The 13208-nt window shown below is 37.9% G+C and carries 10 protein-coding genes and 2 pseudogenes; 7 read left to right on the plus strand and 5 right to left on the minus strand.

Annotation, left to right across the window (positions count from 1 at the left end):
* Positions 1-75: 75 nt before the first annotated feature.
* From ACFIMS_RS04855 to ACFIMS_RS04865, 3 genes and pseudogenes are all read left to right on the plus strand, one after another.
* Positions 76-630 carry a DUF2497 domain-containing protein gene (locus tag ACFIMS_RS04855; RefSeq protein ID WP_375612445.1) on the plus strand — a complete coding sequence of 185 codons (555 nt, stop codon included), beginning with the start codon at positions 76-78 and terminating at the stop codon, positions 628-630.
* Between the two features lie 137 nt (positions 631-767).
* The gene (locus ACFIMS_RS04860) at positions 768-3491 is read left to right on the plus strand and encodes a valine--tRNA ligase (RefSeq protein ID WP_375696428.1); all 2724 of its coding nucleotides are present in this window, start codon (positions 768-770) and stop codon (positions 3489-3491) included.
* Positions 3492-4531: 1040 nt separating this feature from the next.
* Positions 4532-5322: pseudogene (locus ACFIMS_RS04865) on the plus strand (tetratricopeptide repeat protein).
* Between the two features lie 102 nt (positions 5323-5424).
* On the opposite strand, the gene ACFIMS_RS04870 reads toward ACFIMS_RS04865, so the two are convergent.
* The 5 genes from ACFIMS_RS04870 to xth all read right to left on the minus strand — a co-directional run bounded on the left by ACFIMS_RS04870 (position 5425) and on the right by xth (position 9608).
* On the minus strand, positions 5425-6171 hold the full coding sequence (locus ACFIMS_RS04870) for an amino acid ABC transporter ATP-binding protein (RefSeq protein WP_273791447.1): 747 nt from the start codon (positions 6169-6171) through the stop codon (positions 5425-5427).
* An 11-nt stretch (positions 6172-6182) separates the two neighbouring features.
* Positions 6183-6899 (minus strand): amino acid ABC transporter permease, encoded by a 717-nt coding sequence (locus tag ACFIMS_RS04875; protein ID WP_375612443.1) that lies wholly within the window; start codon positions 6897-6899, stop codon positions 6183-6185.
* Positions 6900-6901: 2 nt separating this feature from the next.
* A complete protein-coding gene (locus ACFIMS_RS04880) occupies positions 6902-7654 on the minus strand; it encodes an amino acid ABC transporter permease (RefSeq protein WP_375612442.1) in 753 nt (250 codons plus the stop codon).
* A gap of 141 nt (positions 7655-7795) precedes the next feature.
* A complete protein-coding gene (locus tag ACFIMS_RS04885; RefSeq protein WP_375612441.1) occupies positions 7796-8701 on the minus strand; it encodes a transporter substrate-binding domain-containing protein in 906 nt (301 codons plus the stop codon).
* A 124-nt stretch (positions 8702-8825) separates the two neighbouring features.
* Complete coding sequence (xth, locus tag ACFIMS_RS04890) at positions 8826-9608, minus strand: exodeoxyribonuclease III (protein WP_375668574.1); 783 nt, start codon at positions 9606-9608, stop codon at positions 8826-8828.
* Positions 9609-10096: 488 nt separating this feature from the next.
* Here xth and rpsL point away from each other — a divergent pair, with 488 nt between their 5' ends.
* From rpsL to ACFIMS_RS04910, 4 genes and pseudogenes are all read left to right on the plus strand, one after another.
* On the plus strand, positions 10097-10468 hold the full coding sequence (rpsL, locus tag ACFIMS_RS04895; RefSeq protein ID WP_005773262.1) for a 30S ribosomal protein S12: 372 nt from the start codon (positions 10097-10099) through the stop codon (positions 10466-10468).
* Positions 10469-10486: 18 nt separating this feature from the next.
* A complete protein-coding gene (rpsG, locus tag ACFIMS_RS04900; RefSeq protein WP_015856589.1) occupies positions 10487-10957 on the plus strand; it encodes a 30S ribosomal protein S7 in 471 nt (156 codons plus the stop codon).
* A gap of 24 nt (positions 10958-10981) precedes the next feature.
* A complete protein-coding gene (fusA, locus tag ACFIMS_RS04905; protein WP_273791453.1) occupies positions 10982-13066 on the plus strand; it encodes an elongation factor G in 2085 nt (694 codons plus the stop codon).
* 62 nt (positions 13067-13128) lie between these two features.
* A pseudogene (locus ACFIMS_RS04910) lies at positions 13129-13208 on the plus strand (elongation factor Tu); the annotation flags it as partial.

A 13208-nucleotide genomic window follows, 5' to 3' on the forward strand; every position in this document is an offset into this window, starting at 1 on the left:
TTGATCTTATAATTCTTTTGCATACACTGAAAATATGATTCTATTTGTTGTTGCGTCTTTGAGAGGTTGTAAAGTATGGTACAGAGTTCAAGCGTGTTACGTGAGCCAAGTATGGATGAAATTTTAACATCTATTCGTGAAATAATCGAAGAAAATGCGGTTCAATCTGATCACTTTTTAAATGAAGATGTTGCAGTGAATGCTTCAGAAGTTGCATCCGAGGGTATTTATGATACAACCTTATCGGTTGATGATGCTATGAAAGCTTTAGCTGATCGTATTGGTCTTTCTTCTGAAAATCAAGGGGGGAAGATAACGCAAGAAAAAGAGGATATAGAGGCAGAAAATAATACAGTTGGTATGGATATGCAAAAGATGAAGCTTTCTTCTGAAGAACGGAATTCTGTTTATAAAGCAAAAGAATATGAAGATGAGATAAGGAAATCACAGTCAGACGCAGGAAGGGATGGTCATGTGGAATTGTCTGCATATTGTATTTCTTCTGCAGAAAAGATTGCAAAGGATGTGTTGCGTCCGGCTATAGCAGAATGGTTACAGTCTAAATTGCCTATTTTGCTGGAAGATATTTTGCGTGAAGAGATTGTGAAGGCGATTAAAAAATCGTCTTAATTATTTTTATGTTTTTCATTTTATGGGGATTTTGTTTGCGATTTTGCGAGCTCTCTAGTGAATGGCTGAGATTCACGAGATTCTGATCAGGTTTTGATCATATATTGTGTTTTTCAGCGGCGTTATGGATGGATAGAATGTTAGAAAAAAACTATGATGCTTCCTCTATAGAGCAACGGGTTGCAAAGAGATGGGAGACTCGTGGGGCTTTTAAAGCGGGAGCTGGTTCTAAAAGCGATGCAGAACCTTTTTGCGTTATGCTTCCACCTCCTAATGTTACAGGCTCACTTCATATGGGGCATGCGCTCAATACGACAATTCAAGATATAATAGTTAGATTTCAGCGGATGCGTGGCAGAAATGTGTTGTGGCAGCCTGGTATGGATCATGCTGGAATTGCTACGCAAATGGTAGTGGAGCGTCAACTTGCAGAACGCCAAGAGCCAACGCGTCAAGAAATGGGGAGAGAAAAGTTTATTGAGCGTATTTGGGAATGGCGTTATGAAACTGGAGGCGTTATTGCAAACCAGTTGCGTCGCCTTGGGGTTTCATGTGATTGGTCGCGTGAGCGGTTTACAATGGATGAGGGGTTGTCGCAGGCGGTTCGTGAAGTCTTTGTCACGCTTTATAAGCAAGGGTTGATATATAGGGATAAGCGCCTCGTCAATTGGGATCCTAAATTGTTGACAGCTATTTCAGATCTTGAAGTTGAGCAAAAAGAAGTTCAAGGACATTTGTGGCACTTTAGATATCCACTTGAAGGTAAAATTTTTGATCCAAATGATGCGACAACTTATATAACAGTGGCGACAACACGACCAGAAACAATGCTTGGTGATACAGGAATTGCTGTTAATCCTGAAGATGAGCGTTATAAAAATCTTATCGGTAAAAATGCTCTTTTGCCGCTTGTTGGTCGTAGGTTATTAATTGTTGGTGATAGCCATGCTGATCCTGAGGCTGGAAGTGGTGCTGTAAAAATCACACCGGCTCATGACTTTAATGACTTTGAAGTAGGACAGCGTAATCATTTACGCTTGATCAATATTTTTACCCAGCAAGCCGAGATTTTTCTTCGTGAAAATGAAGCATTTTTCGATGGTTTGATTTTATCAGATGAATTAAAAATGTTAGTAGAAAATCTCGATAAATCTGATCGTTTTGTTGCTCGCCAGAAGATTGTTTCTTTGATGGAAGAACAGGGATATTTAGCTTCTGTTGATGATCATACCCATATGGTTCCTCATGGAGATCGCAGTGGTGTCCCTATTGAGCCTTTTTTGACAGATCAATGGTATGTTCATGCTGCTGAATTAGCAAAGCCAGCGATAGAGGCTGTTCAACAAGGCAAAACGCAGTTCGTTCCCGATAACTGGAAAAAGACGTACTTCAATTGGATGGAAAATATTCAACCTTGGTGCATTTCTCGCCAATTATGGTGGGGACATCAGATTCCTGCTTGGTATGGTCCTGATGGAACGGTTTTTGTTGAAAAAAGTGAAAAAGAGGCTTTAGATTCAGCTTTTGCTCATTATGGTGAGGTTGTTGACTTAATCCGTGATCCGGATGTTTTAGATACGTGGTTTTCATCAGCTCTTTGGCCTTTTTCAACATTAGGATGGCCAAATAAAACGACTGAATTATCTACTTTTTACCCAACATCTTTATCTGTGACAGGATTTGATATTATTTTTTTCTGGGTTGCTCGTATGATGATGATGGGACTTCACTTTATAGGTGACGTTCCTTTCCCAACGGTTTATGTGCATGCTCTTGTGCGGGATCAAAAGGGCGCAAAGATGTCAAAATCAAAGGGAAATATTATTGATCCCTTAGAGCTTATTGATCAATATAGTGCTGATGCACTTCGATTTACTTTAGCTATTATGGCAGCACAAGGTCGTGATGTAAAACTTGATGTTTCCCGTATTGCTGGTTATCGTAATTTTGCTACGAAATTGTGGAATGCTACCCGATTTGCACAGATGAATGGTGTGAAGCATGATCCAGCTTTTAAACCAGAACAAGCAAAACTGGCGCTTAATCGTTGGATTTTAACAGAGTTATCTAAAACAATTTCAGCAGTTACGACTGGTATTGAACACTATAAATTTAATGAGTCAGCTGCCACTCTTTACCGTTTCATTTGGAATACATTATGTGATTGGTATTTGGAGCTTCTCAAACCTATTTTTCAGGGGGAAAATGAAGATGCTAAAAATGAGGCTCAAGCTTGTACTGCTTGGGTTTTAGATGAAGTTTATAAACTTCTTCATCCTTTTATGCCTTATATGACGGAAGAGTTGTGGTATCTTACAGAAACGCAAGCCATCAAGCGTGAGGATATGCTCGCATTGACAAAATGGCCAGAGGAAACATTGATAGATGAAGAAGCTGCTGATGATATTAATTGGCTTATTGATGTCGTCACAGGGATTCGGTCTGTACGTTTTGAAATGAATATTCCAGTGGCGACACAAGCACCTCTTGTTGTTGTCGAAGGAGGGGAAGTAACGCGAGAGCGTGTGAAGCGTTATGATGCACTTCTTAAAAAATTAGCGCGTATTGAAGTTATTGATTTCTCTGATAAAGTTCCGGAAATATCAGCACAAATGATTTTGGGAGAGGCTGTTTTTTGTTTACCATTAGGACAGTTGATTGATTTGGAGGCTGAACGTGTTCGTTTGAGGAAGGATGTCAGTAAAATTGAACAAGATATTGAAAAAATATCGCTTAAGTTAAACAATCCCAAATTTATAGCAAATGCAAAAGCAGAAATTGTTGAGCGTGAGCGGAACAGGGTTGTAGAACTGCGTGCAGCGCAGAAAAAAATATTTGTTGCTTTAGAGCGGTTAGATTGATTTCAACTTTTTATTTTTTTGATAGATAATTGCATACCAGTAGGGCTAGTATAGATCTTCTTTAAAAGGAAACTTTTTCTTTTGTTAGTTTTTCATGAACGATCATAAAATCTCTACTGAAATCCATTGTTTTATGTTTATCATTAAAGAGACATCTTTTAAGGCATCCAAGCCTATTCCACGACGTAGATCATGAATGGTATAACGGTAAATCTATTGAGCTTCCCTTCTTTATGCTTGTGAAGTAACAAGCGCTGGGGGCACCATTCTGTCCAATATCCGGACAACCCTTAGCTCAAACCGTTCGTAAGAGGCATTTTTAGTTCTTTCTTACACAGAGTTTTTATCCACATAGCTCTCTCTACTTGTAATGTGCAAGCGGATGGTTTTGATTGATTTAACATGGAACAAGTTTGGAATGAGAGAATCTTACGATATTCGAGGTCCTCATTCAACATGCAAAATGGTAAAGTATCATTAAAATCAATATCTTGTTTTATTTCTGTAAAATATCATCATTTAGAGTAGCAATATAAGGCATGTAAAATTACATATGTGGTATTTTTTGTATGTAGTGGTGAGTATTCTGAGGTAAAACTTGTGTGTAAAGTATGAAGTAACCCCATGTGAAATGATGTTAGGTGCAATCCGTTAAACAAAAAGCTGTATTGTTTATAGATTGACGGAGGCAAAAAACTTCATCTTTAAGGTGGTAAGGCAGTCGTGAAGTTATAAGTTAACTATCATCATTATATTTATCCATCTTTCGTATTGTTTTTTATACTCAAACGTTTACCATTCATCATGTATTCTCTTCGTTCTCAAGTTGCTGTTTAATGCACGTTATTCTATTGAACGATTTTTGCTCATACGTATAAAATTTTAAGATCGATAAATCCTATTGGATGGTTTTTATCTATTTGTTTTTTCTTTTAAAATTTTTACTTTAAAATTGCGTATGCTTCTTACTAAGAAAAAGAGTTTAAATATCTACAAAGAAATTTGTAACAGATATAATCATTAAAATTGAGGTAGGGGGAATGGTTAATAGGTTTCAGATATGGAAAAAAGTCACGATTGTTGTGATTTTAGAGGGATTCTTTTCGACTGTTTATGTAATAGATGTCAATAGCTTGCAAGAAGCGAATGATGGTTCGTTTTATTTTTTAAAACGTGGCATGTCTGTTTATAAAAATGGGCATATAACTCAGGCTATTGCAGCATTACGTTGTGCTGCTAAGAGAGGCTATATTGGTGCGAATTGGAAACTTGGCTCTATCTATGCAAACGGTGATGGTGTCCCTAAAAATGATTATAAGGCATATAATTTTTTTGCATATATTGTTGAAAAAGGTGCTGATCTTGGTTCAGAGGATGAAAGTTATGTTTCTGATGCATTGATTAAACTTGCCGGATATATAAAAAAAGGTATTCCTCAATCACCTGTGAAACCTGATCCTTCTTATGCTTCTCATCTTTATATGCAGGCTGCGGTAAACTATGGAAATCCTAAAGCTCAGTATCATTTAGGAAAAATATTTTTAAAGGGAGAGGGAAGGGAGAAAAATCTTATACAAGCAGCACGATGGTTTCAACTTTCAGCAAAAAAAGAAAATCCTTCTGCCCAAGCAATGCTTGGAAATATACTGCTTAAAGAAGGAAAAATTGTCCGTGGGGCAGCAATGTTAACTGCTGCCTATAAAAAGCTAACGTAAAAGACGAAAATTGGATTCACCCTTTGCAAGAAGAGGCTTTTGCTCTTTGTAATGAATCTGAGAGACGTACAGCAATTTCACTGGTTGTTGAGATTTTAAAGAATAACAGTTTTTAAACATCTGATTGTAATATTTTTACATTCTCTCATCTTATATTAAACTCTGTTTTCTTGTATACAAGTTCATAGTAAAGATAGCTTTTTTTGATAATCTAACGGCTAATGACTTAGGATTTTAGACAAAAATTCTTGCGTTCTCGGTTTTCTTGCTTGCGGATCAGAAAAGAACTCTTTAGATGAGCAGTCTTCAAGAATTGTTCCTTGATCTATGAAAATAACACGCTCCGATACTTTTTGTGCAAATCCCATTTCATGGGTTACACAAATCATCGTCATACCTTCTTCTGCTAAGCTAATCATGACATCGAGTACTTCACCTACCATTTCAGGATCTAGAGCAGATGTTGGTTCATCAAAAAGCATGACAAGTGGATCCATAGTTAAGGCACGTGCAATAGCAACACGTTGTTGTTGCCCTCCAGAAAGTTGACCAGGATATTTATCTTTGTGTTCAATGAGTCCAACGCGTTCAAGATATAACAATCCACGTTCAAGTGCTTCTTTTTTGCTTCGTTTTAGGACTTTGATTTGTGCAATTGTCAAATTTTCTGTGACAGATAAATGGGGGAAAAGCTCGAAGTGTTGAAACACCATTCCTACCTGACTTCGCAATTTAGGCAGATTCGTTTTTTTTGAATGAACTGGTATTCCATTAATCCAAATTTCACCTTTTTGAAAAGGGACGAGAGCGTTAATAGTTTTAATGAGTGTTGACTTTCCTGAGCCTGATGGACCACAAACGACAACGACTTCTCCTTTATTAATGTTGGTTGTACAGTTTTTAAGGACTTTAATTTCGCCATACCAATTAGAAACATTTTTTATTTCGATCATATGAGTAGACATTTTTTTTCCTGTTAGCGAATAATGGATACTTTTTTTTGTAAATACAAAACTATTTGTGACAGTGTAAAACAGATAACAAAATAGAAAATAGCTGCTAAGATATAAGCTTCTTGCTTTACACCAAAATTATTAGCAGCAATATCAAAACCATTCAAAAGGCTATGACCACTGATGGCATAAACAAGGGTTGTATCCTGAAAAAGGATAATAACTTGTGTTAAAAAGACTGGAAGCATATCTCTAAAGGCTTGAGGAAGAATGACAATGTACATACTTTGCCAATATGTCATTCCAAGAGCTTGTCCTGCATATTTTTGTCCTTGCGGAACTGAATTGATTCCAGCACGCATAATCTCAGCAAAATAAGCCGTTTCAAATGCGGTAAAGGTAATGAGTGCTGATTTATTTGCACCAATGGATATACCAGTTAAAAAAGGCAGAAGCACGAAAAACCATAAGATAACCATCACAAGTGGTATTGAACGCATAGCTGTTATGTAACTGATTGCAAACCAAGAAAGAAGTTTTATGGAAGAAAGGCGCATCATTGCTAAAAGTGTGCCGAAAACAAACCCCAATACCGTTGCAAAAAGAGTTAGAAAAACGCTAAAGAGTAAACCTGATAAAATGTAAGAACGAAATACATCAAAGGTAAAAAAGGAAAAATCAAAGTCGGAAAAATTGAAAGGAAAATAAAGTCCAAACTGAGAGCTTATGAAATTCACCATATTCAATTTCCCTTTGTTTGAAAATTAGGAATTTTGAGTATTTGTTCAATGACTGTCATCACAATGAATACGAATAAGGCTATTAGAATATAAAGGATCGTAACAAGCAAATAATTTTCGTAAACATGGCTTACTTCTTCAATTGTTTGGTATTGAAATTGCATGAGCTCATTTATTGAAACGGCGAATGCTATAGATGAATTTTTCACAATCCCCATTGCTTCTGAAGTAAGAGGTGGCATAATTGCACGTATAGCACGTGGTAGTATAATATAGCGATAACTTTGATAAGTTGTAAATCCCATTGCCATAGCAGCATAGCGTTGTCCAGAAGGAATCGCTTCAATGCCTGAACGAACCTGTTCAGCAATGCGTGCAGATGTAAAGAATCCCAATGCGCATGTTATTAAGAGAATGGGGGAAAATTTCATCGCTGGTGGATAAATCTTCGGAACAACAAAATACCACAAAAACACTTGTACAAGGAGGGGAATATTACGCATAATCTCTACCCAAATAGTACCGATAGTGCGAAATATATAATTGATTATGGATGTTTTGGGTAAAGTGCGCATTGTTCCTATAATAACACCACACAATACAGCTAATATAAGTGAAGTGATAGACAATATAATTGTATTTTTTAAGCCATCGAGAAGTGTATCTAAATAGGTATGACTTACGCCGGGAGTTCCCAAGCATCCTGTTACCAATGTTTGAGTAAGGTCATCTCTACAAAGGAAAGAAAAGTCCATTAATTGATATTCCCTCAAATTAGTCATTCACAAATAGGACAATAAACCACGCGCATCTACATAGTCCAGATTTATTAAAAAGTGAATTAAAATATAAACCACACTCAATTTCAAAAGAGTGTGGTTCTTCTTTATTAAACTCTATAAATCTTTTTCTGCGTAGCTTTCTCGAGGCTTATTATTTGGGTGATCCCAAGCATATCTTGTTTGTTTTGATAAGGGAAGGTTCATAACAGTGTTAGCAGGTGGGATCGGTTTCATAAACCACTTATTATAAAGCTTTTCCAGTGATTCATCTTTAATCTGACGTACGATACTATCGTTGATTGTTTGTTCAAATTTTTTGTCATTTAATCTGAGCATACAGGCAATAGGTTCGACTGAAAGTACAGTATCAAGAATGACATAATCAGATGGATTCTTTGATTTAGCAATATGTCCAGCAAGAATTGAAGCGTCCATGACAAAAGCATCTGCCTTACCAGATTCTAATAATAAAAAACTATCTCCGTGATCTTTCCCCTTTAAAACTTTAAACTGAATGTTTTTTGCACGTTTATTTTTACGAATAAGTTGAACAGATGTTGTACCGGTGGTCGTTGCAACTGTTTTTCCATTTAAATCCTCAAGAGATTTAATGTTAGAGTTTTTCTTTACAGCAATCCGAACCTCTTCAATGTATGTCGTATAAGCAAATGCTGCTTCTTTACTGCGGGCAATATCATGTGTTGTTGAGCCGCACTCAAAATCATAGGTTTTATTTTTTAAGAGAGGAATTCTATTTTGAGAAGTGATGGGAAGATAATGAACTTTAATTGGTTTACCAATTTTTTTTGAGATATCATCAATGATCCGTTCTGCCATTTCTGTATGAAAACCTACATATTTATTATTACCAAGGGCGTAGGCTAAACCAGATGATTCACGGACACCTAAAGTAATTTCCCCTGTTCGTTTTATTTTTTCAAGAGTATCATGTTCAGCATGCGCGAAACTTGAGAATCCAATGGCCGTTGCTGCAATAAGCATTAATAATGATTTCTTCATTTATGTCCTCCATTCATTTATTTTTATTTTATTTGCTTAAGATATACTGTTTATATGCTGTAGCATAGTTATTATTTTTGAGTGGAATTTTTTTGTTGTCTCATGAAATGAGGATTTTACTTTCTTAATTGATATTAAGGTGAATCCAAACAGGAACGTGGTCGGATGGTTTTTGATATCCCCTTACTTCTGTTTGGCTATGAGCGCAAATTAATTGATCAACAGCTTCTGGTGATAATAATAAATGATCAATGCGAATCCCATTATTCTTAGGCCAAGCACCTGCCTGAAAATCCCAAAAACTGAAGGAGGGAGTATCGGTGACATTCCGGATAGCATCATAAAAACCTAAATGAAGAATACGTTGGAATGCTTTTCTTGTTTCTCCAAGAAATAAGGCATCTTGATACCATTCTTGAGGTTTTTTTGCATCTAATGGAGTGGGGATGACATTATAATCACCTGCTAGAATAAGAGGTTCTTCATACGCAAGCAATGATTTTGCATGTGTATATAATCTTTCCATCCATTCTATCTTATAGGAATATTTTTCACTCTCAATAGGATTCCCATTTGGCAAATAGAGAGATGCAACACGAACAACACCTTTGTTTGTTGAATAAACAGCTTCAATGTAACGTGTTTGTTTATCATTATCATTGCCTGGTAATCGACGGATCACTTCATCTGGTGTTTTTTTAGAGAGAATCGCAACGCCATTAAAACTTTTTTGTCCGTGTGTTTCTATATGGTAACCTAAATTTTCAATTGTATCGCGTGGAAAATTTTCATCAATACTTTTAATTTCCTGTAAACAGACTATGTCCGGTTGGCTTTGCTGCAGCCATTGACATAATGTTTCATGTCGCGCTTTTATTCCAGCAATATTCCACGTTGCTATTTTCATGGTGCTCATCATTAGATATCAAATATGCAATTCAATTTACTGCTATGTTTTACTACAGTCACTTCGCTGTTTTTTTGTTTATAGGGGATATTACTATGGTAAATTAATTTATCAAGAGTAGCGGTAAAAGCAAATTTAAAGCTTTAAAATTTAATTTATTTTCATTTTTAAAAACTTTCTGCTGTTTAGTTCTTGACGAATGTACGTGTTCTCGCTATTAGAAATGAAAATAACCGATGTGGATGTAATTAGGTGTTTTGGATATGAGCCGGAAAATTATTCACAGGTGTTAAGAAGATTAAAAGCAAATGCTAGTGCAAAAGGCTATTGCCTTCTCTGCTTGTGGTCGGGTAAACTGTTTTGTACAGGTGTGCCCGATTTTGTGTGTAGACTTAGATATCTGCTCCGATTTTGTTGGGGTGGATAGAAATGAAAATAGAAAAGCCCGATTGGGTGAGACGAATGTAGATCGAAAAGAGGAAGGTTGCATGCCTACCGTAAACCAGTTGATTCGCAAGCCGCGTGTGGCGCCAGTTAAACGTAATAAGGTTCCTGCTCTGCAGTCGAATCCGCAGAAGCGTGGTGTTTGTACGCGTGTTTATACAACAACACCGAAGAAACCTAATTCTGCTCTTCGTAAAGTTGCTAAAATTCGCTTGACGAATGGATTTGAGGTGATTGGTTATATTCCTGGAGAGGGACATAATCTTCAAGAGCACTCTGTTGTAATGATTCGTGGTGGTCGTGTGAAAGATTTGCCAGGAGTTCGTTATCACATTATTCGTGGTTTGCTTGATACGCAGGGTGTCAAGAATCGTAAACAGCGTCGTTCAAAGTATGGCGCAAAGCGTCCAAAATAATATTGAGAGACAAAGCCAATGTCCCGTCGTCATAGAGCAGAAAAGCGTGAGATTAATCCAGATCCAAAATTTGGTGATTTGGTTATTATGAAATTTATGAATGCCATTATGTTTGATGGTAAAAAATCAGTTGCAGAGCGTATTGTTTATGGTGCGCTCGATTCTGTAGAAAAAAGAGTAAAAACAGATCCTGTGGCTCTATTTCATCGAGCTTTAGAGAATGTTGCTCCTCACATTGAGGTTCGTTCACGCCGTGTTGGTGGCGCTACTTATCAAGTTCCGATTGATGTTCGTCCTGATCGTCGTCAGGCTCTTGCTATTCGTTGGTTGATTGCGGCGGCACGTGGTCGAAATGAAACGACGATGATTGAGCGTTTATCTGGTGAATTGATGGATGCGGCTAATAATCGTGGTTCTGCCGTGAAAAAGCGTGAAGATGTTCATCGTATGGCTGAAGCTAATCGTGCTTTTTCTCACTATCGCTGGTAGAAGTTTTAAACTAAGGCAAATATAATGGCTCGCGAATATAAAATTGAAGATTATCGTAATTTTGGTATTATGGCGCATATTGATGCCGGTAAGACTACGATGACTGAACGTATTCTGTTCTATACCGGTAAGAATCATAAAATTGGCGAGACCCATGATGGTGCTTCTACAATGGATTGGATGGAGCAGGAGCAGGAGCGCGGTATTACGATTACATCTGCTGCGACAACGACGTTTTGGGAAGGGCAGGACGGTCGGAAGCGTCGCTTTAATATTATTGATACGCCAGGGCACGTTGATTTTACGATTGAAGTTGAGCGCTCTTTGCGTGTTCTTGATGGTGCAATAGCCTTGTTGGATGCAAATGCTGGTGTGGAGCCTCAGACGGAAACTGTTTGGCGGCAAGCTGAGAAGTATCGCGTGCCTCGTATGGTTTTTGTTAATAAAATGGACAAAATAGGAGCTGACTTCTATCGTAGTGTGGAGATGGTTGGTTCTCGGTTAGGTGCTAAAGCGCTTGTTTTGCAGTTGCCGATTGGTGCTGAAAATGACTTTGAAGGTGTTGTTGATCTTGTAGAAATGAAGGCTTTAAAGTGGGATGGTTCTATTGGTGCCTCGGCGGTAATAAGTGAAATTCCCTCTGATTTAAAGGAAAAAGCTGAAGAATATCGCGAGAAATTGATTGAGATGGCTGTGGAGGTTGATGAAGCTGCGACAGAGGCTTATTTGGAGGGTGTTATGCCAACCAACGAGCAGCTTGTTTCTCTCATTCGTAGGGGGACAGTAGAAGTTCAGTTTCATCCGGTTCTTTGTGGTACGGCTTTTAAAAACAAGGGGGTGCAGCCACTTTTGGATGCTGTTGTTTCCTATCTTCCTTCTCCAGTTGATATTCCGGCGATTAAGGGTATTGATGTAAAGACTGAGGCTGAGACGACACGCGAATCTTCTGATGATGCTCCGCTATCTATGCTTGCTTTTAAAATTATGAATGATCCTTTTGTTGGTTCATTGACGTTTTGTCGTATTTACTCAGGTAAAGTTCAGAAAGGTATTTCTCTTGAGAATACTGTGAAAAAGAAAAAAGAGCGTTTGGGGCGTATGCTTCAAATGCATTCAAATTCTCGTGAGGATATTGAAGAAGCATTTGCTGGTGATATTGTTGCTCTTGCAGGACTTAAGGAGACGACAACAGGGGATACTCTTTGTGATCCCTTGAAGCCTGTTATTTTGGAGAGGATGGAATTTCCAGAGCCTGTTATTGAGATTGCAATTGAACCGAAGACAAAAGCAGATCAAGAAAAAATGGGTATTGCTCTTAACCGTCTAGCAGCCGAAGATCCTTCATTTCGTGTTAAATCGGATGAGGAATCTGGTCAGACTATTATAGCTGGAATGGGTGAGCTTCATCTTGATATTATTGTTGATCGTATGCGGCGTGAGTTTAAGGTTGAAGCAAATGTTGGGCAGCCTCAAGTTGCTTATCGTGAGTCAATTACTAAAATGGCGGAAATTGATTATACGCATAAGAAACAATCGGGTGGTGCAGGTCAATTTGCTCGTGTGAAAATTGTTTTTGAGCCTCATGATGGTGATGACTTTATTTTTGAGTCAAAGATTGTTGGTGGTGCTGTTCCTAAAGAATATATTCCCGGTGTCCAAAAAGGGATTGAGAGTGTTATGGGGTCAGGTCCTCTTGCGGGCTTTCCTATGCTTGGTGTAAAAGCGACTCTCATTGATGGTGGCTATCACGATGTTGATTCTTCGGTTTTGGCTTTTGAGATTGCTGCTCGTGCGGCTTTTCGTGATGGGGCAAAGAAGGCTGGTGCACAGCTTCTTGAACCGATCATGAAGGTGGAAGTTGTTACTCCAGATGATTATGTTGGTGATGTTATTGGTGATCTCAATTCTCGTCGGGGGCAGATTTCAGGAACTGAAGCGCGCGGCATTGCAACGGTTGTGAATGCAATGGTTCCTTTGGCAAATATGTTTGGTTATGTGAATACTCTTCGCTCTATGAGTCAGGGGCGTGCGCAGTATACAATGCAGTTTGATCATTACGAGCCTGTGCCTTCAGCTGTTGCTTTGGAGATTCAAAAGAAATACGCGTAATTTCAGGTTGGTAATTAATTTTTAACTTAGTCCTTGGCTTGGACGGAAAATGGAGAGCTCAAATGGCGAAGAGCAAGTTTGAACGAACAAAACCGCATGTTAATATTGGTACGATTGGTCACGTTGATCATGGGAAGACCTC

The organism is Bartonella sp. AP331QHHD (assembly GCF_042195905.1).
Taxonomy (GTDB): Bacteria; Pseudomonadota; Alphaproteobacteria; order Rhizobiales; family Rhizobiaceae; genus Bartonella.